At 57.0% G+C, this 22,311-nt stretch carries 19 protein-coding genes; 16 read left to right on the top strand and 3 right to left on the bottom strand.

Annotated features, from left to right (window positions below; all coding sequences use genetic code 11):
* Positions 1-10 precede the first annotated feature (10 nt).
* The 16 genes from GA0071314_RS13330 (at position 11) to GA0071314_RS13250 (ending at position 12,380) form a co-directional block, all read left to right on the top strand.
* On the top strand, positions 11-319 hold the full coding sequence (locus GA0071314_RS13330) for a HigA family addiction module antitoxin (protein ID WP_074397101.1): 309 nt from the start codon (positions 11-13) through the stop codon (positions 317-319).
* Between the two features lie 203 nt (positions 320-522).
* Positions 523-1,461 (top strand): LysR family transcriptional regulator, encoded by a 939-nt coding sequence (locus GA0071314_RS13320; protein ID WP_074397100.1) that lies wholly within the window; start codon positions 523-525, stop codon positions 1,459-1,461.
* A 203-nt stretch (positions 1,462-1,664) separates the two neighbouring features.
* Positions 1,665-2,882, top strand: coding sequence for an MFS transporter (locus GA0071314_RS13315; protein ID WP_231896453.1), 1,218 nt, complete (start codon positions 1,665-1,667; stop codon positions 2,880-2,882).
* Positions 2,863-3,561: a haloacid dehalogenase type II gene (locus GA0071314_RS13310; RefSeq protein WP_074397098.1), complete on the top strand. Its 699-nt coding sequence runs from the start codon at positions 2,863-2,865 to the stop codon at positions 3,559-3,561. The genes GA0071314_RS13315 and GA0071314_RS13310 overlap by 20 nt, the downstream gene beginning before the upstream one ends.
* 191 nt (positions 3,562-3,752) lie before the next feature.
* On the top strand, positions 3,753-4,055 hold the full coding sequence (locus GA0071314_RS13305; RefSeq protein WP_197668813.1) for a GNAT family N-acetyltransferase: 303 nt from the start codon (positions 3,753-3,755) through the stop codon (positions 4,053-4,055).
* Positions 4,043-4,513, top strand: coding sequence for a hypothetical protein (locus tag GA0071314_RS13300; protein WP_074397096.1), 471 nt, complete (start codon positions 4,043-4,045; stop codon positions 4,511-4,513). The genes GA0071314_RS13305 and GA0071314_RS13300 overlap by 13 nt, the downstream gene beginning before the upstream one ends.
* Positions 4,514-4,550: 37 nt before the next feature.
* Positions 4,551-4,982, top strand: a complete 432-nt coding sequence (locus GA0071314_RS13295; protein ID WP_074397095.1) for a GNAT family N-acetyltransferase — start codon at positions 4,551-4,553, stop codon at positions 4,980-4,982.
* 147 nt (positions 4,983-5,129) lie between these two features.
* Positions 5,130-6,089, top strand: coding sequence for a quinone oxidoreductase family protein (locus GA0071314_RS13290; RefSeq protein WP_074397094.1), 960 nt, complete (start codon positions 5,130-5,132; stop codon positions 6,087-6,089).
* Positions 6,090-6,367: 278 nt separating this feature from the next.
* A complete protein-coding gene (locus tag GA0071314_RS13285; RefSeq protein ID WP_082934260.1) occupies positions 6,368-7,417 on the top strand; it encodes a DUF2235 domain-containing protein in 1,050 nt (349 codons plus the stop codon).
* 95 nt (positions 7,418-7,512) lie between these two features.
* The gene (locus GA0071314_RS13280; protein WP_074397092.1) at positions 7,513-7,848 is read left to right on the top strand and encodes a zinc ribbon domain-containing protein YjdM; all 336 of its coding nucleotides are present in this window, start codon (positions 7,513-7,515) and stop codon (positions 7,846-7,848) included.
* Positions 7,849-7,965: 117 nt separating this feature from the next.
* Positions 7,966-8,301, top strand: coding sequence for a DUF427 domain-containing protein (locus GA0071314_RS13275; protein ID WP_074397091.1), 336 nt, complete (start codon positions 7,966-7,968; stop codon positions 8,299-8,301).
* A gap of 218 nt (positions 8,302-8,519) precedes the next feature.
* Entirely contained in the window at positions 8,520-8,984 is a 465-nt protein-coding gene (locus GA0071314_RS13270; RefSeq protein ID WP_074397090.1) for a hypothetical protein, read from the top strand.
* Positions 8,985-9,065: 81 nt separating this feature from the next.
* Positions 9,066-9,509, top strand: coding sequence for a DUF6932 family protein (locus tag GA0071314_RS13265; protein WP_156524119.1), 444 nt, complete (start codon positions 9,066-9,068; stop codon positions 9,507-9,509).
* On the top strand, positions 9,506-10,429 hold the full coding sequence (locus tag GA0071314_RS13260; RefSeq protein WP_074397089.1) for a hypothetical protein: 924 nt from the start codon (positions 9,506-9,508) through the stop codon (positions 10,427-10,429). The genes GA0071314_RS13265 and GA0071314_RS13260 overlap by 4 nt, the downstream gene beginning before the upstream one ends.
* A 64-nt stretch (positions 10,430-10,493) precedes the next feature.
* Positions 10,494-11,933 carry an SIR2 family protein gene (locus GA0071314_RS13255; RefSeq protein ID WP_074397088.1) on the top strand — a complete coding sequence of 480 codons (1,440 nt, stop codon included), beginning with the start codon at positions 10,494-10,496 and terminating at the stop codon, positions 11,931-11,933.
* Positions 11,934-11,936: 3 nt separating this feature from the next.
* On the top strand, positions 11,937-12,380 hold the full coding sequence (locus GA0071314_RS13250) for a TIR domain-containing protein (RefSeq protein ID WP_074397087.1): 444 nt from the start codon (positions 11,937-11,939) through the stop codon (positions 12,378-12,380).
* Positions 12,381-12,462: 82 nt separating this feature from the next.
* Here GA0071314_RS13250 and recD read toward each other — a convergent pair whose 3' ends face one another.
* Genes recD through recC form a run of 3 tightly spaced genes read right to left on the bottom strand, consistent with a single transcriptional unit; the run spans position 12,463 to position 22,207 of the window.
* Positions 12,463-14,775: an exodeoxyribonuclease V subunit alpha gene (gene recD, locus GA0071314_RS13245; RefSeq protein WP_074397086.1), complete on the bottom strand. Its 2,313-nt coding sequence runs from the start codon at positions 14,773-14,775 to the stop codon at positions 12,463-12,465.
* Positions 14,772-18,569, bottom strand: a complete 3,798-nt coding sequence (recB, locus tag GA0071314_RS13240; RefSeq protein ID WP_074397085.1) for an exodeoxyribonuclease V subunit beta — start codon at positions 18,567-18,569, stop codon at positions 14,772-14,774. The genes recD and recB overlap by 4 nt, the downstream gene beginning before the upstream one ends.
* Positions 18,566-22,207, bottom strand: a complete 3,642-nt coding sequence (gene recC / locus GA0071314_RS13235) for an exodeoxyribonuclease V subunit gamma (RefSeq protein ID WP_074397084.1) — start codon at positions 22,205-22,207, stop codon at positions 18,566-18,568. The genes recB and recC overlap by 4 nt, the downstream gene beginning before the upstream one ends.
* Positions 22,208-22,311 lie beyond the last annotated feature (104 nt).

The raw sequence follows: 22,311 nt of genomic DNA, 5'->3' as shown, positions 1-22,311 counted from the left end.
GGATAGATAAATGATACGTATACCGAAGTATCGTGAACCGACGCACCCAGGCGAGATGTTGCTGGAAGAATTTTTGCAGCCCATGGAAATTACCCAGCGCGAGCTGGCATCTGCTATCCACGTTCCTTACCAGCGGATCAATGAACTGGTGAATAAAAAGCGGGGTGTTACGCCCAGCACGGCACTAAGGTTGGCACGATTTTTTGATGTCTCAGCAGATTTTTGGCTGAATTTACAAATGCGTTGGGATCTCTTCAAAGCAGAGCAGCTAGAACACGAGGATCTCTCTAGTATCCAGCACTGGCAGAAGATGGCGTAGTCCTGAAGCGTTACAGCAGGAGGAAGCCATGATGGCTTCCATCGGGAAGCTCTATATCGATACGCACTCGGCCGCTGAGAGCTTCAACGTAGCGCTTGAGTGAACTCAGTCGCATCTCGGCAAGCCTGTTCTCTAATAACATATTTCCCCAGGGATGATTTTAGCTAAAGTAAGATTACTGCGTACCTGCCCGAAGGCCTTCAATGACTGATTTAATCATCTTGCGAGATTTCCTGGTTCTTTGTGAGACCAAGAGTTTTAGCCGCACGGCTGAGCGTCGCCATGTATCGGTGTCAGGGCTGAGTCGCCGTATTCAAGGGCTTGAAGAGTGGGCAGGTACCGCGCTGTTTGAGCGGCGTAAAGGCGCGTTAGTGCTGACGGAGGCAGGCCTCAGCCTGCAAACGGTAGCTGAGCAAGCACTTAGCTCCTTTGATCGTTTTCGACGCTCCGTGGTTGATGATCTTAATGACCAGCGGCGGCGGATACGCTTTTGCTCACCCCATATTATGGCGACGATACTCTTTCCCAAGTGGTTACCGCGCATACAGGAGCAGTTCCCACAGGCTAAATTTAGTATTGAGTCGGATACCTTGCCGGAGTGCCTGGCCGCGCTCAATCAGGGAGAAACCGACTTCGTCACGGCGCTATTCGATTGTGAACACCTTATCGCAAGGCGCTTGGGAGTAGTGAGTGATAGCTACGCTTCAATTGAGCTGGATACCGAGTACCTCATCCCTGTTAGCGCGCCAAATGCTGCCGGTCAGCCACTGTTTAATTTACATGTGGCTGACGGCTCCCCCCTCTCTTTTTTGAATTACTCACAAGAGTGCCACTTGGAGTGGTCGCTGAGTGCCATGCTCGCGCAGCAAGGCTTAAACCTTCAGCAACATCATGATGCTGGCCTAGCTGACAGTTTGCGTCATATGACGTTATCAAAACTGGGTGTTGCATGGCTTCCCTGTTCGCTAGTGCGAGAGGATCTCAGCGCTAAGCAGCTTGTTCGAGCGGGAAGTACAGCCTTTGATGTGCCACTAAACATTACCCTGCTGCGACGAACAGCGCCCTTAACCGCAGAAGCTAAGCGGCTATGGGATGGTCTCCTGGAAATGAAGGACGTGAGAGCGTTTTCTGAGGTTGTTTGATCGGTACTCCCAGCTCACGTTGCAGCGTTAGCAACTGTTTCGCCCCTTTTGATGAGCCTATAGCGCAACCTAAATAGGCGAAACACAGTGCTTGCTGATTTGGCAACAGGCGTTGCGATATCGTCGTGGCTTAACGCCCATAAATGGCTAATGCTAGGGGAAGGCTCAATGTGCTGAGAACCTCTATGACGACGATGCTGCCTATGGCTTCTGCTCAAAACTACCGCTGGGTCATTCTGCTGATAGCCACCCTGGCTCAAGCAGCGGCGTGTTTTTTCGTGCAGGGTATTGGGGCCATCAGCGTCTATATACAGGCAGATATGGGCCTTTCTGCATTTCAGATTGGGGCGCTGGTCTCGGCTTCTCAGCTGGTGCCTGTGGTCGGGCTGTTAGTCGCCGGGGAGTTGCTGGATAGATTCAGTGAGCGATGGGTGGTGGGTGCCGGCACCCTCGTCGTGGGCATCGCGCTTAGCGCTGCCGTACTGGCTGAAAGCTACTGGGCCATGCTGCTGTTTTTGGTCATCGTAGGGGCGGGCTACAGTACCGCCCAGCCTGGCGGTAGCAAATCGGTAGCCGCTTGGTTTGATAAATCCCAGCGCGGCTTTGCCATGGGCATTCGTCAGGCAGGCTTGCCCCTGGGCGGGGCGCTGGCGGCGATCATACTGCCAACCGTCGCTATCACCTGGGGGTGGCGCGGCTCTTTTCTCGTGGGCGGGCTGATTGCGATCTTCGGGGCGCTGGCCTTTATACTCTTTTACCGTGCCCCTGCTGGCGTGGTGCCGGTCGCAAGGGCCTCTGAAGGCAGCGTGACAAACGTCGTCTTGTCGCGGCTGGCGATGATTCGCGAACCGGCCATGAAACAGATCATGGCGTCCGGTATTAGTCTGATCTCGGTTCAGTACGGCATTTTGATTTTTACCGTGCTCTATCTGCACAGCCGTTTGCAGATGGACGTGCTGCAAGCCGCGACGTTGCTATTCGTGGCCCAAGGAGCCGGGGTTGCCGGGCGCATTTTGCTGGCAGCCTGGAGTGATCGCTGCCTCTCGCGCTATTTCCCGGTCATGGTGTGCATGGTAGCGGTAATCGTCGGGCTACTGGTATTAGTCTGGTTGCCGTTACACTCAACGTTCATGCTGGGCTGCTTGATGGCTTGGTTAGGGTTTTTTGGTTTCGGCTGGTACGGCCCTTGGGTGGCTTATGTGGCGGAGTCGGCACCTGCCGATAAAACCGGCTTTGTGCTGGGGCTGGCCATGGCGATTAACCAACTGGCGATAGTATCGGTGCCGCCACTGCTCGGGTGGATGCTGGATATAAGCGACAGCTTTATGCTCGGCTGGAGCCTGCTGATCGGCATGACACTATTGGGGTTACTAATGACCATACAGCGTCAAGGAGACGTGAATGAAAGCCATCGTGTTTGATGTATTTGGCACTATTGTCGATTGGCGCTCCAGTTTGATTAACCAGTTCCGGGCGTTAGAGCAGGAGTTGGGAATTGAGCTACCTAGTGAAGCGCTGACGGATCAATGGCGTCAGCATTATGCGCCTTCGATGGATCGGGTGCGTAAAGGCGAAATTCCGTGGACGGGGTTGGATGATCTGCATCGGGAAAGCCTGGTTAAACTCCTCAATCAACATGGGGTGATGCTAGACGAGGCGACCATTAATCGCGTCAATCACTTTTGGCACCAGTTAGACCCATGGCCGGACGTGCAACGTGGCCTTCAGCGCTTGAAAGAGCAAACCATCATCGCCACCCTGACCAACGGCAATTTGTCGTTAATGGTGGACGTTGCCCGTTATGCCAAACTGCCATGGGATATGGTGTTTTGCGCCGAGCTATTCCAGCACTATAAGCCTGACCCTGAGGTCTATTTAGGGGCTTGCCGCCTGCTTCGCCTGCCGCCAGCAGAGGTGATGCTATGCGCAGCGCACAATTACGACCTGGGGGCTGCTCGTGCATTGGGAATGAAAACGGCGTTTATACCCCGTCGCACAGAGTATGGCCCGCAACAGCGCAAGGATTTAGAGGCAGAGCAAGCATGGGATTTTGTAGCTGAAGACCTCGTCGCGTTGAGTGAGCAGCTAAAAGGACACTAGCCATTTAGAGTGTCCAAGAAGAGGCCACTCCCGGATTGTTAGCCAAAACGATGATACGAGCATTCGAAGACCAGGATTTTGAAGCCATAGAGGAAATTTACTCACTCGCCAAACTGGATGAGCTTCGGTTTGAGCAAGGCCAATTTGTACTCATACCTCTGAGGCAAGACGAGACACGCCTACGGGAGCTGATGGAATCAACGATATTTGTTCATGACGATAAAGGCATTCGCGGGTATGGAGCGGTCTATGGAAATGAGATTCGTACGTTACTTGTTCACCCGCGCTTTCGCCGCCAAGGCATTGGCAGTCAACTGCTTGACCATATGATTGCCTGGATCGGTAGCCCCGCTACGCTCTGCGTCGCAAAAAGCAACGTGACGGCAAAAGCGCTTTATCAGCAATATGGCTTTAGAGTGACCGGGGAGTTTGAGGCCTGCTACAACGGTAAGCCGGTATTAGCCAACAAGATGGAACAGTCATGCACCCGTTAGCAGCCCAATGGATAGTGGGACTACTCAGAGATAGAAATATCCCGTTTCAGATCTGCGGAGGGCTCGCCGCAAAGGGCTATGGTGCTGGCCGAGCGCTGAATGATATTGACCTGTTTGTCCCCGATGAGCATTTTATGACGGTGGTGCAGGCAGGGCAGGCGTACATATCCAAACCCGCGGCGCAACGCTGCGAGGAGGGCTGGGATTTAACCTATGTTCAGTTCAAGTATGAAGGCATTAAGGTGGAAGTCGGCAACGCCGAAGGCGCTCACATTTTTGATGCGGCCAGCCAAGCATGGGTGCCGCTAAATATAGACTTTGCCCGCTATGAAACCGTCAATTTACTAGGCCTGGCGCTTCCCCTGATGTTGAAGGAAGACTTGATTCGCTATAAGTCGATGCTCGCAAGGCCCGTTGATCTCGATGATATCCGCGCTATGCGTGGGCGTGCACATTAACGCCCGAAACTAACCGCCACCCGGGAGAGCCTCATACATGCACTACCGCCCCATGACCATCGACGACTATGACGCCACCATCGCGCTATGGAGCGAAAGCGAGGGCGTGCGGCTGCGCGATGCGGATTCCCGAGCTGGCATCGAGAAGTACCTGCGGAGGAACCCCGGCCTGAGCTTTGTGGCAGAGGTAGAAGGGCAACTGGTGGGGACGATCATGGCAGGCCACGACGGCAAGCGTGGTTACGTGCAGCACTTATCGGTGGCGGATTCCCAGCGCCGCAAAGGCATCGCAACACAGCTGGTAAGCCTTTGCCTGGAAGCGCTTAAAAACGAAGGCATTCTGAAATCACACCTGATGATTCTTCCCGAGAACGAAGCGGCCAAACAGTTCTGGGCTAGCCAGGGCTGGATGTGCCGGTCCGATATTCAGCTGTATTCGTTTGTGAATGGAGATAACCCGAACGTTTAGCTAGGCCGATCTCGATAGCCGTATGACATTGCTTAATGCCCTGCGCGAGAGCTTATGTTTCACACTATCCGTTCGCCGAGTTGCGTCCACAGGTTGGGGAACTCTCCACCATCGAACCCATGACGCACCTGATATATGGAGATTAAGATGAAAGCGTCAGTCTATGACAAATGCGGAGATCCAACGGTTCTGCGCTATGCAGATGTTCCTGATCCAGAGCTCGGAGCATTTGACGTCCTCATTGAAGTTCAGGCGATCTCGATAGAGGGTGGTGATGTAATCAACCGCCAGATGACGCCCCCTCCCCGAGAAAATTACATCGTGGGATATGCAGCGGCAGGCGTTGTCGTTGCATTGGGTAGTGCGGTGAGTACGCGCAAGGTTGGCGACAGAGTAACGAGCTTCGGATTGGATGGGTCGCATGCAACACTACGCGCTATTCCCGAAAGCCAGACGTGGCTCGTTCCAGATGGCGTTGATATTGCTGAGGCCGCGGTGCTGCCCATATCCTTTGGCACCGCACATCACTGCCTATTCGCGCGCGGCGCACTCCAGAGTGGAGAGACCGTTTTAATACAGGCCGGTGCGGGTGGTGTCGGTATTGCCGCTATTCAACTTGCGAAACGGATGGGCGCTATTGTCATCACCGTTTCAAGCGGCTCGGAAAGGCTTGCGAAACTCAAATCACTGGGCGCTGATCATGTCGTCGACCATCAACGAGAAGACGTTGTTAAGGCCGTGTTTGAGTACACACAGGGCAGGGGAGTTGATCTCGCTGTTGATCCTGTCGGATCGACGTTGCAGACCTCGCTTCAGTTGCTGGCCGCTGAAGGGCGATTGGTTTTCGTCGGCAATGCTGGAGGCGGCGAGCTCACCGTGGATCTCTGGCCAGCGCTACAGGCCAATCAGTCTCTTTTTGGGGTCTTTATGGGCACGCAATTCGGGTACCCAAGCGTCGCGGCCACGGTGGATCGCATGCTCGACGATGTCGCTAACGCCAAGCTCAAAGTGCTGATAGACCGGCGCTTTCCCTTGGAGAAAGCGGTCGATGCCCATGCGTATGCTGAACGCGGAAAGCCGTTTGGTCGGGTGGTTATGCATCCTTGATAGTTCGCCTCGTTTAAACGGACTTGATTAAGAGTGAGCGGATGTCATCAAATTTCTTCACCCTTCCCGCTCACTCACACTCGATACTCCACTATATCCCTGCACTCTCCTAGCGGCTTGGACATAAACGAGCATGGGGGTTAATTTTCGACTACATTTAGTTACATAGTGCTGAGGCCGCCGGTGGTGCTATGCCCAAGGATACATAGCGCATCCGCTGTCCCTCCGTCAGCGGTAATGGGCACGGTTCAAGGGTGCGCATCATCATGGGGAACACAATGACAAAACAAAAATTGATTCTGCTATTTGATGGAACGTGGAACGACCCTGAAGACCAGACGAATGTTTATCGTATTACACGGCTTATCCATGATTACGATGGTGGTGTTAAACAACGGTTCTATTACGATCCCGGTGTGGGTACCTCCAGGTTTCAGCGCATTAGCGGCGGTGCCTTCGGTGTCGGGCTTAGCAAACATTTACTGAAAGGCTATGACTGGCTTGCCAGGCGCTATAAAGAAGGCGATGAGATCTGGATATTCGGGTTCAGCCGCGGTGCCTACACGGCCAGAAGCCTGGTGGGGTTGATACGAAAATGCGGGTTAATGCATGTGGTCACGCCAGGGTTGCTCGATAAGGCCGAAAGCATTTATCGGGACAAGGCGCTGCACCCAGACGCTGACGTTTGCACCGATTTCAAGAAAAGCTTCAGCCGCCAGCCGAGGATTCATTTCATCGGCATATGGGATACCGTTGGCGCGCTGGGTGTGCCCGGCACCACCCTGTTTAAAAGCAAATACGATTGGCACGATACGGAGCTTTCCAGCATTGTCGATCATGCCTATCAGGCAGTAGCGCTGGACGAGCACAGAGCGACCTACAACGTATCGCTCTGGACCAGCCAGGATGGCAAGCAAAAACCGGGTAACCGCGACGTAGAGCAGCGCTGGTTTATCGGTGCCCACGCCAATGTAGGCGGCGGGTATGGCGCTGACGACACACTGGCCGATATTTCGCTGAAGTGGATGTTAGGCAAGGCGGAAAAAGCTGGCCTGAAAGTGGCTCAATACGACGTTGTTGAGGATGCCTGGAAGACAGCGCCAAGAGATTCTTTCGCCGAGTTTCTGAGGGGGATGTACGCCAAATTCAAACGCATTGGAAAGACAGAAGACGGTCGATTTTACCGACAATATTCAAAAGGGATGCAGGGAAAACCGGCGGTCAATATTTCAATCGATGACAGCGTCTGGACGCGCTGGGGCGATACAACCTGTGATTACCGACCACGCACCTTGACCGATGCCCATCTGTCCCCTCCGGATCAATAGGCAGGGCGGGCAACCTTGATTGGTGTGACTCCATTCGCCAAGGCCGCCAAGGCGCAGTATCATAGGCCGCTAATCAAACCACAGAAGCCATTACTATGTCGTGCCCGCCTTGCCCCCGTTGCCAGTCTGAATTTGTTTACCAGGACCAAAGCCTGTTCATCTGCCCTGAGTGCGCCCATGAATGGAACCCCGCTGAGGCCGCCGCTGAAGACGAGGTCACCGTCAAAGATGCCAACGGCACCCTGCTGGCAGAAGGCGATAAAGTAACGCTGGTAAAAGACCTTAAAGTGAAAAACAGCTCTATCGTGCTCAAGATTGGCACCAAAGCCGTGATCAAACGGCTTAAGGAAGGCAAGGACCACCAGCTAGACTGCAAGGTCGACGGCGCTGGCGACATGATGCTGACCGCCCAGTTTGTAAAGAAGGCCTGAATCCTCCCTCCAATCCATCCGCTACCGACTAAAAGCTAAGATGCGAGGGTGTGTTTAACATAAGTTAACTGCTAGGCTAATTTTACTAGAGCGAAAATCGCCGCAGGGAACAACGTAATGCCACATGCCCCACGCATCGAGCTTCACCCCGTTAACCCGCGCGTGCAGGTGCATGTGGATGGCAAGCTACTTGCCGACTCCACCCAAGCCCTCGAACTCTGCGAAACCAGCTACCCGCCACGCCACTACTTCCCTCGTAAAGACGTGCGGATGGATTTGCTTACCCCCTCAGAAACGACCACCTATTGCCCGTTTAAAGGCAATACAGTGTATTTCTCGCTGGGCGACAAAAAAGATATTGCCTGGAGTTACGAGCAGCCGATTGAAGGGATGGAAGCGGTAGCGGGTAGGGTGGCGTTTGGTGGGGAAAGGCTAGCGGTGCAAGTTGTGTGATCTATGCACAGAGCAACCGCTAGTATTATTTAAAATAGCAAAACGCGACAGCACGCGAATTCTTATATATAGCTGTGGGTTGCTGTGGTTTTAATAAAGTCAAACGGTTATGTTGATTAGGTTGGCTGCATAACATCAATCAATGTGCCGTCACGTTCATTGAGGTTATGCAGCGGGGCGTATAAGAATCACTGTTATGTGCTCATGGGGAGGTGAGTGTGGATCACAATAGAGAGCGGTTGGCTGCCCATATTCTCCCCCTTTCAGTGGCAACCGACTTCGATACCGCGAGAACTGAATGGGCGCTCATTGGTGTTGAAGTCAGTGAGGAATTTGATAGCTGTCCCTGCGGCCAGGATATCAAAGAGCATTGCTACATCCGCAATCAGATAAATGGCAACACAACGTATGTCGGTAATGTCTGTATTAACCGGTTTATCGGTATCGAGACCGGAAACCTTTTCGCTGGACTGCGTCGAATAGCGGTCGATGATACTGCCAATGCAAACGAAGATTTGATCTATCATGCTTTCAAGCTTGGTTACATCTTCGATCAAGAGTACAAGTTTTTAATGGATACTCGCAGGAAGCGGAAGTTGTCACCCAAGCAAACCGCTTGGAAGCAGAAGATAAATCGACGCATCATCTACAAAACCGTGGTGCAGCGCCGTAGCAGCACATAACCAGCGGCTGTTGTCGGACGCACCTAGCTGGCGCTTCGGTGCGCCGCAAAGCCAAGCGTTAATTAAACATAAGAGTCTGACATGGAAGAAGAACCAATACTGGAGCCCGGACTGCACGACTTTGAGCTGGATGAGATTGGAAATCATTTTCTCAAAGACTTTGCAGATTCGAGGACAAGGGCGCAATTGATAGCTAATCTTGAAGCTTACGCAAAGCTTTTTTCGGATTTGGGCGCTTCGGCCGAGTTGTGGCTAGATGGCTCTTTCACGACGAATAAGTTAAACCCGAATGATATCGACTTGGTTATATTTTCATCTGAAACGGAAGTAAATGCATTACCGCCTCAGGAAAAAGACTTGCTCAAAGCATTATTAGATAAGCCAACAGTCAAAAAGAGATTCGGCTTAGACGTTTATTTTTGTGCAGCTGAAAATCAACAATTGAGGAGTTATTGGCGTGGCTGGTTTGGCTTCGACAGAAACGAGCAGCCGAAAGGTATCGCGCGGATAATGGTGGCGACATGAGTGAAAAAATTAGCCAACAAAAGAATGAGGCAAGAAGGCTCCTCGAAGAGGCCAATAAAAAGGCTGAAGAAGGAAATTTCGCCTATCAGTTGACCGCTGCTTCGCTTGAAAACCATATTGATGAATTAGACAAGATCGAACTTACTTCGAAGGTAAGTCCGGCATTCGAAATGTTGGATTTCCGAATAAACGCTCCAGATCTTAAAACTGGTAGTGCTCCTCTTGCATTTGTATCAAAGTTGACTGAAGAAGTACGAAAAACACTTGGCTACGCGGCGCTCCGTCTAACCCAAGGTGGTATAGATAGGAAAAGAGTTCCACAGCATTTATACGGGGATTTAGATTTAAGGCTTGAAGGGCTCTTGCCCGGATCTTCGAGGTTTATAGTTTCAGCAGCGGCTGAGAGGGATCTATTAGATGATGGATTAAGTAAAGGAGCTATCGAGCGCGTATTTTCCGTTCTTGATTCTGGGGGAAGAGGGGAAGAATTTCTTAATTCAGTTAACGACTTAGGGCCATTAGGCGCCAAAAGTCTGCGTAATTTTCTAAAAATTATTCGAACCCATGATGCTGAAGCTGAATTTACATGGACATTCTCGGGAGAGAGGGTTCGACATTGGAAAGGAAGTAAAGATGTTCTTGATTCAGTAACAGCTGCACTTGAGGTTACTGAAGTGATGGAAGAAGAACGGGTGGTTCTTTACGGAAAAGTAGAGCTGCTAAGCAAGCGTGAACGGATAGACTTAAGGTCAGCGGAAGGTAACCTCATAAAAATACTTTATCCTAAACGCTTACTTCCGACCGTCAGTGAACTTCACCTTGAGCAGGAAGTGACACTTTATTGCCAAGTCACTGAAACTGAAAATCCATTAACTAATGAATCTTCTATTTTTTACGAGCTACTAGAAATCAGAAGTTAACAAGGGGGTCAAACTGGCCGGTTTGCACTTAGCCTTGGCGTTATAACGTAGTATCGGAGGCATGATGTCTAGTGAACGAGAGAAACAAGTATTTCTTGATAGGTTTCTTGGCGAATTACTTGAGCATAACGCCGGAATATTCGCCGGAGCTGGCCTATCAATTCCCGCAGGTTATGTAAATTGGAAGTCTTTACTCAAGCCGCTGGCTGATGAGCTAGGAATTGATATAGAAGCCGAAACAGATCTCATCACCTTAGCACAGTTTCACGTTAATGATAATGGTCGGCATCGGCTTAACCAAGAAATATTGGATCAGCTTGGCAAGAGTTCTGCTCCCACCGAGAACCATAAAATTTTAGCGAGGTTGCCCATAGAAACCTTTTGGACAACAAATTACGATAAGCTAATTGAGAGGTCTCTTGAGCAAGCAGGAAAGCTACCTGATGTAAAATATACAGTTAATCAACTGGCAACGACTCGAAAAGGAAGGGATGCGGTAGTCTATAAGATGCATGGCGATGTAGATCACGCCGATTCTGCCGTAATCACCAAAGATGACTACGAGCGATACTTCCTTGATAAAGGCCCTTATGTTAACGCGCTTTCTGGCGATCTGGTTTCTAAAACATTTCTTTTTATAGGGTTCGGTCTTTCTGATCCGAATCTCGATTATGTGCTCAGTAGAATTAGAATAAGTTTTAAAGAGCACCAGAGGCAACATTATTGCATATTCAAGGTGGTCGAGCGAAAGGATTGCCCGAGTGATGAAATTTTTCAGCATGAATCCATTAGGCAAGGGCTGTTAATAAAGGATCTACAAAGATTTAATATTAAAACAATATTGGTAAACGACTACTCAGAAATCACTGATATGCTCAAGACACTAGAGCATCGATATAGAAGGAATACAGTTTTCTTATCTGGTAGCGCTCACGAGTTCGCACCATGGGATAGAGAGAGCGTTGAGCGATTTCTATGTTCTCTAGGTGAGATTCTCGTCGATAAGGGATTCAAGGTTGCTTCAGGTGTCGGCTTAGGTATAGGCAATGCCTTTATTACTGGAGTTATTAGAAAAGTCTATCAAAAACCGGGCCTCCGAATCGCTGATTATGCTATCTTGAGGCCATTTCCCCAATATATTGAAGACGCCGATGAGCGAGCCGAAACGTGGTCCGAGTATAGGAAAGACCTTATCGGTCGCGCTGGGGTTGCCATCTTTTTTATGGGAAATAAAGATCTAGAAGGCACAACAGCTCTGGCTGGTGGCGTTGAAGAAGAGTTTAAGCTCGCCGAGGAAATGAATTTGTCAGTTTTGCCAATTGGCGCAAGCGGCTGGATGGCACAAGAGCTTTGGGATAGGGTTGTAGCGAACTGGGAAGGTTATTTCCCTGGATCAACAGAGGAATTAAAAAAATCATTTCAAAAGCTAGGTGAAGACGTTGATGATCCAGATCAGCTCTTGTCTAGGATAATCGAAACTTTAGAATTAATCTGCAAGGAGTAAATCATGGCACGTCGTGTATTTTTCAGTTTTCACTACAAGTATGTCTGGAAGGTCAATCAAATACGTAGTATTCCTAATGTAACCGGGACTGCAGCAGCGGGGTTCCAAGACGCCTCTTTGTGGGAGGAGGCAAAGAAAAAGGGTGATAAAGAAATTAAAAAAATGATCGACGGAGCGCTCGAACGCACCTCAGTGACTGTCGTCTTTGTTACTTATGGTACTAAAGACCGTAAATATATTGATTATGAAATAGAGCAATCTTTGGCTAGGGGGAATGGTCTCGTAGCTGTCCAAATTCATCACTTGAAAGATAAAGGCGGCGAGGCTGGTTCTCCAGGTGCGATACCGAGTCAGATCGAAAAAAATGGCTTTAAGGCATATAAGTATACAAATTCAGAAGATCTTTCTAAGTGGATAGAAGAAGCAGCAAAGCTTGCCGGAAAGTAATTTATAACAATCACATGCACTCGGATAGCAATAAGCGCCGCTCCTTTGTCGCTCTGCTTATTGCTGCCGGTGAAGTGAGGCGTTAAATCTCATCCAACCCACTAACCCTCATAACCTCCCTAATCACCGCCTCATTCAAAATCCCACGCTTGGCTTCAACCACCGTAAGCCATTCGCGGGCGCGGGTGATGCCGGTGTAGACCAGCTCGCGGGTGAGGATTGGGTTGAGGGTGGGCGGTAGCAGTAGGGCGGTGTGCAAGAACTCCGAGCCTTGGGATTTGTGTACCGTCATCGCGAACACGGTTTCCACCGCGTGCAGGCGAGAAGGGAGTACCCAGCGGATGGGCTTTTCCGGGTCGCTGGTGGGAAAGGCGACTCTAAGTAGCGATTTGCCGGGCGTTCTTGGGTCGGGTACCGCTAGCGTGATGCCGATATCGCCGTTCATCAGTTTCAGGCCGTAGTCGTTTTGGGTAACGAGCACCGGGCGGCCTTCATACCAGCCTTTTTCCAGCGTGAAGTCACTCCCGTACAGCAGCTTTTCATGGCGCAACGTCTTGGCGATACGCAGGTTCAGGCCTTCTACCCCCCACGGGCCTTTGCGCAGTGCGCAGAGCAGCTGGAAGTGGCTGTAGGCGCTGAGTACGGCGCTTGCCCAGTTGTCATAGGCTTTCGCATCTTCCTCAAACGATGCCCCGCGCGGGCGCTGGGCGTTCAGTACGTTCAGGTAGTGGCGGTAGCCGGTGGGTGGGGCGATGGGGGCGCCGTTGTGGTTGGTGCGGCCTTCGCCGTCGTTGATAAACTTGTCGGGGCTGCCGTGAATGACCAGCTTATCTAGCGCGGCGTCGTCGGTCAGCGTCAGGTGGTGCAGGTCCGGGTAGCCGTGGCGCAGTACCTGGTTCACCGCCTGGTGTTTTTCCTGGTCGCTTTGGGCGTGGCTTGGCTGGTTGATCGCCTGGGCCAGCTGGCCGATGCCGCTGTGCTCGTTGAAGCGGTGGCTGACCCGCAGCATGGTAATCGCCTGGTCGAGGGGCTGGCCCTGGGCGTCGATGTAGTCCTGCGGTAGCGGCTGGCCGGTGGCGCTTTCCAGCCACTGAGCGGTCTCCGGTGTGTAGTGGGCGGCTTCGGCGCGGAGGCACAGATCGCCCAGTACGGCACCGGCTTCCACCGAGGCGAGCTGGTCTTTATCCCCCAACAGTACCAACTGCGCCTGGGCGGGCAGGGCGCGCAGCACGGCGGTCATCATTTCGATATCCACCATCGAGGCTTCGTCGATCACCAGCACGTCCAGCGCCAGCGGGTTGGCGGCGTTGTGGCGGAAGTGGCGGGTATCGGGGCGGGCGCCTAGTAAGCGGTGAAGTGTCGTGACCTCGGTTGGTATTGCTGCCTGTAGTTGGCCCGAGCCCGCTTCATCGCCGATATGTCGGACCACCAGTGAATCGGGCTCCAACAAAGTGCTTAATGACTCGAATGGCAAGAGGCTTACCTGCCCGGCGATGGATTCATTCAGCCGGGCGGCGGCTTTGCCTGTGGGGGCGGCCAGGCGGATGCGCAGCGGTTGGGCATTGGGCTCAGCCAGTTGCAGGGTTTGCAGTAGGGCGAGCAGGCGCACCACGGTGGTGGTTTTGCCGGTGCCGGGGCCGCCGGTAATAATGCCGAAGCGGTTGCGGGCGGCGAGGGCGCAGGCGGTTTTTTGCCAGTCTAGGGTTGTGGTTTTTTTAAATAGAACGTTTAGCGCGTTGGCGAGTAATTCGGGGTGACGTTCGTCACCCATCGCCCAATGAATTGGGCTCCTACAGGTGCCTTCTTCGCCGGTGAGGCGGTTGGCGATTTCCTGGTGCAGGGTTTGTTCGTATTGCCAGTAGCGGCGTAGGTAGAGCTTGGTGGTGTTGCCGTTGTGGCTGACCACCAGGGGGGTATTGCCGGGGCCGGCGCTGGCAAGCAATGGGTGGTTGAGCGCGGCTTGCCATTCGGCGAGCGTTAGCGTGGCGAGCACCTGGCTGGGTAGCGGCGGCGGGTCGGTAAGATCGTCGCCTTCCGGCGGTAGCGAGAGCGCAAAGTCCGGTGCGCTGAGCGTGGCGTTTAGATCCAGGCACACATGGCCGCGGCCTAGCTGGTGGCTGGCAAGCGCGGCGCCGAGTAGCAGCAGCGGTGGGGCGTCCGGTGCTTCCATGGCGAGGAAGCGCACCAGGGCGCGGTCTAGATCCCGCAGCCAGCCGCGAGCCACCCAGCGCTCGCACAGCGCTAGTAGTTCGGTCGTGTCGCTTAGCGCAAGGTGAGCGCTTACTTGCGTGGTAGCCGCCGTGGGCGTTGGCTCGCTCGTCTCGGCGTTGGTGTCGTCAAACAGGTCAAACGTTTGGGTGTCGCCTGGGTGGCCGTTGGTGCGTTTGCGGCTCATAGCGTGGCCTCTTGCGACGTGGTGGAAACCGGCTCACCGGCAAACAGGGCGTCCAGAGCTTCAATAAGTTCAACCGGGGCGGGCTCGGCAAAGACGCCGCGCCCTGGGCTGCGGCTGCCGCGCAGAAAGACCGTCATCGAGCCGCCCAGGTGCTGGTGCGGGTCGTAGTCGGGCAGGCGCGCTTTTAAAAGCCGGTGCATGGCCAGCAGGTAAAGCGCGGCCTGCAGGTCGTAGCGTTTGGTCAGCAGCGCCTGGCGCAGGGCTTCGGGTTCGTAGGCGCTGTCGTCCGGCCCCAAATAGTTGGATTTCCAGTCAAGCACGTAGAAGCGCCCTTGGTGCTCGAAGGCCAGGTCGATAAAGCCTTTCAGCATGCCGTTCAGGGTGTCGGCGTCCAGTGCGGGCCGTTCCATCCCAGGCAGTAAGTGCTTGCTAACAAGGGTGTCGATGGCCTGGGTGTTGACCTGTTTGGCGGCGAACCAGAACTCCAGCTCGACCTGATAGCTGCCAAGCTCGGTGAGCGGCACGCTGTCGCTTTGGTTCAGTGGCAAGGGCGTGGTTAGCAGTGTGGTGAGCCAACCGGCCAGCGGTTCTTGCCATGCCTGCCAGCCGCGCAGTTGCACCCGCCGCCAGAGCATATCATCAAGGGCAGCGCTGTCGGTCGCGGCGGTGGCAAAGCCTTCCCTACCTGCCCATTCCAGCAAGCCGTGCAGGAAGGTGCCGGGACCGGGGCCACGCGGAAACTTGTGCAGGTGAAACGCGTCCGGCTCGGAGAGATCCTGCGGTTCATCCAGCACCTCGAACGCCGTGGCTTCCTGGGCGGTGGTGGGTTCCAGGGGCGTGAGCACGGGGGCGGTGAGCGTGCCGGAAAGGCGCAGCGCCGAGTAGCTGGCAATCCACCAGTGTTCCTTGGCCGGGCGTTTGGGGGTGCGGGCGTGCTCCAGGGTGGTGGTTTGCTGGGGCGGCGCAAGGCGCAGCGCCGTGGGCTCGGGGGGCGCATCAACGCGAATATCGCTGCCTTCAGTTAATTCATCCAGCTTGGCGGTGAGTGCCTCCGGGTCGAGGGGCTTGCCGCCGTTAATCAGGTGGCCGATGGCGCTGTTTTCCAGCTCCTTGAGCGGCGCCAACCCCAGCCAGGTGGCGTGGCGGGCGCGGGTGAGCGCTACGTAGAGCTTGCGCAGGTCTTCGCCCAGGCGCTCGCGGTCGGCGGTGGCCAGGGTGTCTTCATCGGCGCTCAGGCTGAGTTGCAGGTTGCCGTGGGCGTCGTGCCAGCGCAGCGGCAGGTCCTTGTCGCTGACCGGGCGGTGGTTGGCGATAAATGGCAGAAACACCAGCGGGTACTCGAGCCCCTTGGACTTGTGGATGGTGACCACCTTGACCAGGTCGGCGTCGCTTTCCAGGCGCAGTTTGTGGCTGTCGCCGTGGCTTTCCGGGTCGGCGATGGCGTCGTAAAGAAAGCGAATCAGCGCGTGTTCGCCGTCCAGTTCTGCGCTTGCCTGCTGGAGCAGTTCGCCCAGGTGCAGCAGGTCGGTTAGCAAGCGCTCACCGTCTTCGAACTCGGCCAGCAGGCGGGCGGGAATGTCGAAGTCGACCATCAAGCGGCGGACCAGCGGCAGCACGCCCTGGCGCTGCCACAGGCGATGGTAGTGGCTGAACTGTTCGACCCGCGCTTCCCAGGCCAGCTCGCTTTGTTGCAGGTGGTCCAGGTCGGCCAGGGTGAGGCCCAGCACCGGCGTGGCCAGGGCGGCGCGCAGGTGGGCTTCGGCCTGGCGGGAGCTGGCCAGCGGCTCGGCGCAGGCGCGCAGCCAGCGCTCCACCTGCCCGGCCATGGGCGAGCTGAATACCTTGTCGTGGTCGGAGAGGTAAACGCTTTTGACCCCGCGGCTGGCCAGCGCCAGACGAATGGCGCGGGCTTCCTGCAGGCCGTTGACCAGCACCGCCATGTCGGAAGGCTTCAGCGCTGTGAGCTGGTCGTCTTTCTGGAAGCCACTTTCTGCCTGTTGCCCGGCGCTGAGCAGTTCGGTCATGTGCGAGGCGCAGCGCTCGGCCATTTCGGTCTGGTAGGCGGTTTTGGAAAGCGCCTCGTCGCTTGGCAGCGCCCAGAGCGTCATGGCGGGCAGTGGTTGGTCCTGGTGCACCAGTTGTTCGTCGCGGCCTTTGGCGGTCACGGGTTGGAAGGGCAGCGGGTTGTCGCCGCCTTCTTCGCGGAACAGAAAGGCCCCGGCGGGTTGCCGGTCGGCGTAGGTGAAGCAGTGGTTGACGGCCTCGACCATGGCGCGGCTTGAGCGGAAGTTGGTGCCCAGTGTGACGTGGCGGCCGGCGGTGTCCTGGCGGGCCTGCAGGTAGGTGAAGATATCCGCGCCGCGGAAAGCGTAGATGGCCTGCTTGGGGTCGCCGATCAGCAGAATGGCGGCGTCGCGGCGGGGCTTGGCGACCTCGAATACCGCGTTGAAGATGCGGTACTGGATGGGGTCGGTGTCCTGGAACTCGTCGATCAGCGCGACGGGGAACTGGCGCAGAATCTGCGCGGCCAGGGCTTCACGGTTGGGGCCTTGCAGGGCGCGGTCCAGGTGGCTGAGCAGGTCGTTGGGGCCCATTTCGGCGCGGCGTTCCTGTTCGCGTTCCAGGCGCACCTTGCACCATTGCACGGCGTGAATCAGCAGGTCGTTGCGCGGTTCGGGCAGGGCCTTGAGTGCCTCGGGCAGCTCGGCCAGCGCTTCAAAGGCCGCCGGGCAGGGCGGCGCGCCGTCTTTCCATATCTCGGCCATGCCCTCCGGGGTGAGGCGTTTCCAGGCGGCGGGCGTCAGCGCGGGGCGTTCCAGGTCGCTTTCGCTCCATTCGCGCAGCGCCCCCAGCCAGTTGGCGCGGTTTTTGGCGTTGAAGCTTTGGCCTTTGAAGGCCTTGCGCTTGGCGGCGTCTTCCAGCGCGGGCACCAGTTCGTCCAGCCAGGCGGGCCAGGGTGCTTTTAGGGTGCTGAGCGTTGCCTGGCGTTCGGCCTCGGCGGCGCTCAGGGTCTCCGCCGGGTTAGGGCGCTGGCTGCCGAGGGCGTCGCTTTCGGCAAGCAGCCGGGCGACCTGGGCGTGCAGCTCGTCGGGGGATTTCCAGTAGCGGGTTATGTGGCCCAGCGCCTCGGCGTCCAGCGGGTAGTAGAAGGTGCGCCAGTAGTCGCGCACCACTTCCTGTTCCAGTTCGTGCTGGTCGTTTTCCAGGTCGAGGGAGAACAGGCTGCCGCTGTCGAAGGCGTGCTCGCGCAGCATGCGGTAGCACCAGCTGTGGATGGTGGAAACCGCAGCTTCGTCCATCCATTCGGCGGCCAGTTCCAGGCGGCGAGCGCAGGCGGGCCAGGTGGCTTCATCGTATTGGTCGCGGAGCTGGAGGAGCAGCGGGTCATCAGCAGGCGGCTCGGCAGCAGGCCGACGCGAGGGCGCCGTGAACCCGTCCGTGGGGGCTACTTTTGCCATCCCTGGCAAAAGACCCTCGCTTTGGCCTGCTCCCTTCGCCTGGTCAGGCTCTTTTCGAAACACCCCAGCAGCTTCTACCAGACGGTTGCGGATGCGTTCGCGCAGTTCCTGGGTGGCGGCGTTGGTGAAGGTGACGACCAGGATTTCCGGTGGCGTCAGCGGTCGCACAAAGGCGGTGTCGTCTTCGCTGTGCTGGCCGCCCAGCACCAAGCGCACGTAAAGCAGTGCGATGGTGAAGGTCTTGCCGGTGCCCGCGCTGGCCTCGATAAGGCGGCTGCCGTGGAGGGGTAGGGTGAGCGCGTTGAGCGGCGTTACGCGGTTGGCATCCTGGTTCATTGGGCCGCTCCTTTCTTCTTGCTGTCTCCACTACGTTCTTGGTCTTTGCCAGCGGGGTTTTTGACCGCGTTGAACAGCGGGGCGTAGAGCGCCTCGGTCAGCGCGGCGAAGCTGTGTGCCTGTTCGCGGTGGTCATTGAACAGTCGCTCGAAGCGTGGCCACTGGTGGGCCAGGTACGCGCTTTGGGCGACTTCGCCGGTCTGGAAGCGGCCGCCGTCATAGGCGCCTTCGGCGGCGGCGTAGGCGTCGCTTTCCCGGCCTTTTTCTTCAGCGATCTCCGGCGTGCCTAGCTTGGTCAGCCAGGCGAAGGCGGCCTGGGGAGCCAGCGGCAGCGGGGCTTGGAGGCCTGCTTGCCAGACGGTCATCTGGGTGTCCAGGTGAGCGCGGGCGGTGTCGGCGGCGATGGGGGCCAGCGTGATGTTGCCTGCCTTGGAAAGTAGCTGGGTGGTCATCGGGCCGTTGAGGTTGCCCGCCAGGTGCGCGACCCAGGGGCGCAGCAGGTGGGTCCAGCGGTACTGGCCGCGCCCGCTGCCCTGGCTGATCAGGCTGCTGCTGAGGAGTAACAACCGGCAGCGGTCGCCAGCCTCGTTCTGGCGCAGTTCGTTCAGCCAGTCTTCCAGCACGATGCCGTCGGCGCTTTCTACGTAAACCGGCTCTGGCGCGGGTAAGACGATGGGCCACTGGGCCAGCGCGTCTTCGTAGGCGCTGAACAGGTCGTCCATGGGCTCGGCCAGCGACTCGCGCATGCGCTCGCCAAAGGCCCCCATGGCGAGCACTCCCTGGCGCTGGAAGCGTTCCAGCTGCGCGTCGAGGGCTTCCAGGCGCGGCTCGCCGTTGTCGACTGCGTGTCGCTGGGCGGCGATTAATCGGTCCTGTAGCTGCCAGTTCTGCAGGCCGTCCAGCGCGAAGGGTTCGGCGTCCAGCTCGGCGATGGCTTCCTGCTCGAAATACACCCCCAGCCGGGTATTGAAGAAGGTCCGCACCGGTTCACGCAGAAAGCCGCCCAGCTGGCCGAGGGACAGGCTGGCAGGAGCGTTTTCCGGCGGGGGGAGCTTTTCGAGCTGAGACCGTGGCGCTCTCGGGGCTTGGTCGTCGCGCCATTCATGGACTCCACGCCACTCATGGATATAGGTGAATAGCTGCGCGGACTCGGTGCTGTCTTCGAAATAGCGGCGGCTGAACGGCTGCAGTGGGTGCTCGGTGGTTAGGGTGTCAAGCAGCGGGGCGTCATGTTCAAAGTGCCAACCGGCGGCCAGGTGGTCGCGCAGTTGGCCGACCAGTACCGAGGGCGGAAGCGTCGTGTTGTCGATCTGGCTGCGGCCGACCCAACTGATGTAGAGCTGGTCGCGGGCAGAGAGCAGCGCTTCGAGAAACAGGTAGCGGTCGTCTTCCCGGCGGGAACGGTCGCCGGGGCGGTAGTCGCTGCCCATCAGGTCGAAGTCCAGCGGCGGCTGGGAGCGGGGGTATTCGCCGTCGTTCATGCCCAGCAGGCACACCCGCTTGAAGGGAATGGCGCGCATGGGCATCAGCGTGGCGAAGTTGACCGCCCCGGCCAGAAAGCGCTGGGAGAGGCTATGCTCATCGATCTGCGCGAGCCAGTGTTCGCGCACCATGGAAAGCGGCAGCGGATCGGCCAACTGGGCTTCGCGGCTGCTTTCGAGGATTTGCTGCAGGCCATTTTCCAGCTTAGTGAGCATCACGCTTTCCTGGGCGTCGTCGGTCAGGAAGAAAGTTTCCAGCAGGGTGCGCAGCCGCTCGACCCAGCTGGCGGCGTCGGTGGGCTGGCGAAAGGTCTCCCAGGTGGCTTCGAGTTTTTCCAGCAGCGTCGCCAGGGGCCCGGCAAGGCCCGCTTCCAGCCCGCCGATGTCGTCGAACGGTTCGATGCCCTGCCAGGCGTCGCCATCGCCTACGGTGTAACCCAGCAACAGGCGGCGCAGGCCAAAGGCCCAGGTGTTCTGGCTGAGTCCGCCGGGCAGCTCCAGAGTTTGGCGCTGTTTGGCGTTGAGCCCCCAGCGAATCCCCGCGCCTTCCATCCAGCGCTCGAGCACCGGCAGGTCGCGCTCTTCAAGCCCGAAGCGCTGGCGCAGGGCGGGGACGTCGAGCAGATCCAGCAGGTCGCTGACGGACAGGCGCAGCTCCGGCAGGCGCAGCAGCTTTTCCAGCGCGATCATCATCGGCAGGCGGTGACGGCTGGCCTGGTCGGATAGCGTGTAGGGAATGAAGCGTGGGTCGTCGCTTTGAAGCTGGCCGAATACCGCGTCGATGTGCGGCGCGTAGCGGTCGATATCCGGCACCATGACGATGATGTCCCGCGGGCGCAGCTCGGGGTCGTCGCTGAAGGCGGCCAGCAGCTGGTCGTGAAGAATCTCGACCTCCCGCTGGGGGCCGTGGGCGATATGAAACACCAGGGAGTCGTCCGCCGGGTCGAGGGCAGGCCAGTAGGTTTGGGTTTCGGCCACCGGGCGCAGCTCACGGATATCGTCCTGCAGCTGGCTGAGCAGGCAGCCGCGTTCGCCGGAGAACGGCTCGAACATGTCGATGCGCAGCGCCTGCTGTTCGAACAGGGTCTGGTAGTCGCCGGTATCGTCGTGCTCGTCCAGCAGGCGCAGGTAGTCGCGGCCCTGTTTGCCCCAGGCGGCGAGCAGCGGCTGGGCGTGGAGGTGCAGGGCATCGTCAGCGTCGCCGGTTCCCAGCACGTCCAGCGCTTCCGGCATGCCGGTTTTGCGCCGCTGGCGGTAGCGGCTGGCGCGGAGCAGGTCCTTGTGCTCGATGATATCCGCCCAGTAGTACTGGCAGGGGTTGTGCACGCAGAGCACCACCTGGCAGCAGCGCGACAGCGCCGCCAGGGCTTCCAGGGTTTGCTGGGGCAGCGATGAAATGCCGAAAATGATCAGCCGCCGGGGCAGCCCTGGCGGGCAGGCTTGGCCCTCAAGCTTTTCGGTGGCCTTCAAAAAGCGCCGATGCACCTGGGCACGGCTGCTGTCGAGGCCCGCATCGCCCTGGGTGGCGGCCACGTCGTCACGCAGAATGCGCCACAGCGCGGGCTGCCAGCGCTGGTGGTCTTCCAACGGGCGGGCCTCGCCGCGGGCGGTGATCAGCACGTCTTCACCGTTGGCCCAGGCGTCCAGCCAGTCGGCACGATACACCTGATACTGGTCGAAGAGGTCAGCCAGCCGCTCGGCCAACTGGTAGTGCTTGCGCTGGTCGCGATCGATTTCCAGGAACTGCGCCAGCGGGGCGAAGACCTCCTGCCCGGCAAGCGTCGGCAGCAGGCGCAAAAGCCGCCAGACTAGGCGCGATTTATCAAACGGCGAGGTTTCCGGCACGGCGTCTTCGTTGTGCGATACGTGAGTCAGCACCGTGCGGTAGGCCTGCCACAGGAACCGCGCGGGCAGCATCACGTCCAGCGCCGCCGCAATCCCCGCGCCGCCGTTGTCAGGGTCTTCCGCCAGCGCCAATTTCAGCCACTGCCCGATGCCGTTGCTCTGCACCAGGATGGTTTCATTCTCCAGCGGCCCCAGCGGGTGCAGGCGCATCCACTCCACCGCCAATCCGCGCAAATCTTCCAGGCGGTTGCCATGCACCACCATGAAACCTGGCGTTAGCGATGTTGGCGAAAGCAGCGAATTGGCGGGCATGCGCGAGGTTCCTTCACGGCGGTGGTGGTGGCTAAGGGTATGGTGCCATAAGTTAACGTCTTGCGGGGTGCGGATTGGAAAGAGGAACTTTTACGACAAATGAG

The sequence above is a fragment of the Halomonas sp. HL-93 genome (assembly GCF_900086985.1).
Classification (GTDB): domain Bacteria; phylum Pseudomonadota; class Gammaproteobacteria; order Pseudomonadales; family Halomonadaceae; genus Vreelandella.
Note: the sequence above shows the minus strand (reverse complement) of the source record. Positions and strands in the feature narration are given on the sequence as shown.

What these genes read in the sequence shown, in the direction of transcription:
- GA0071314_RS13330 (WP_074397101.1), top strand. Translation starts at nt 11, where the DNA reads ATGATACGTATACCGAAGTATCGTGAACCGACGCACCCAGGCGAGATG.
- GA0071314_RS13320 (WP_074397100.1), top strand. Translation starts at nt 523, where the DNA reads ATGACTGATTTAATCATCTTGCGAGATTTCCTGGTTCTTTGTGAGACC.
- GA0071314_RS13315 (WP_231896453.1), top strand. Translation starts at nt 1,665, where the DNA reads ATGGCTTCTGCTCAAAACTACCGCTGGGTCATTCTGCTGATAGCCACC.
- GA0071314_RS13310 (WP_074397098.1), top strand. Translation starts at nt 2,863, where the DNA reads ATGAAAGCCATCGTGTTTGATGTATTTGGCACTATTGTCGATTGGCGC.
- GA0071314_RS13305 (WP_197668813.1), top strand. Translation starts at nt 3,753, where the DNA reads ATGGAATCAACGATATTTGTTCATGACGATAAAGGCATTCGCGGGTAT.
- GA0071314_RS13300 (WP_074397096.1), top strand. Translation starts at nt 4,043, where the DNA reads ATGCACCCGTTAGCAGCCCAATGGATAGTGGGACTACTCAGAGATAGA.
- GA0071314_RS13295 (WP_074397095.1), top strand. Translation starts at nt 4,551, where the DNA reads ATGCACTACCGCCCCATGACCATCGACGACTATGACGCCACCATCGCG.
- GA0071314_RS13290 (WP_074397094.1), top strand. Translation starts at nt 5,130, where the DNA reads ATGAAAGCGTCAGTCTATGACAAATGCGGAGATCCAACGGTTCTGCGC.
- GA0071314_RS13285 (WP_082934260.1), top strand. Translation starts at nt 6,368, where the DNA reads ATGACAAAACAAAAATTGATTCTGCTATTTGATGGAACGTGGAACGAC.
- GA0071314_RS13280 (WP_074397092.1), top strand. Translation starts at nt 7,513, where the DNA reads ATGTCGTGCCCGCCTTGCCCCCGTTGCCAGTCTGAATTTGTTTACCAG.
- GA0071314_RS13275 (WP_074397091.1), top strand. Translation starts at nt 7,966, where the DNA reads ATGCCACATGCCCCACGCATCGAGCTTCACCCCGTTAACCCGCGCGTG.
- GA0071314_RS13265 (WP_156524119.1), top strand. Translation starts at nt 9,066, where the DNA reads ATGGAAGAAGAACCAATACTGGAGCCCGGACTGCACGACTTTGAGCTG.
- GA0071314_RS13260 (WP_074397089.1), top strand. Translation starts at nt 9,506, where the DNA reads ATGAGTGAAAAAATTAGCCAACAAAAGAATGAGGCAAGAAGGCTCCTC.
- GA0071314_RS13255 (WP_074397088.1), top strand. Translation starts at nt 10,494, where the DNA reads ATGTCTAGTGAACGAGAGAAACAAGTATTTCTTGATAGGTTTCTTGGC.
- GA0071314_RS13250 (WP_074397087.1), top strand. Translation starts at nt 11,937, where the DNA reads ATGGCACGTCGTGTATTTTTCAGTTTTCACTACAAGTATGTCTGGAAG.
- recD (WP_074397086.1), bottom strand. Translation starts at nt 14,775, where the DNA reads ATGAGCCGCAAACGCACCAACGGCCACCCAGGCGACACCCAAACGTTT.
- recB (WP_074397085.1), bottom strand. Translation starts at nt 18,569, where the DNA reads ATGAACCAGGATGCCAACCGCGTAACGCCGCTCAACGCGCTCACCCTA.
- recC (WP_074397084.1), bottom strand. Translation starts at nt 22,207, where the DNA reads ATGCCCGCCAATTCGCTGCTTTCGCCAACATCGCTAACGCCAGGTTTC.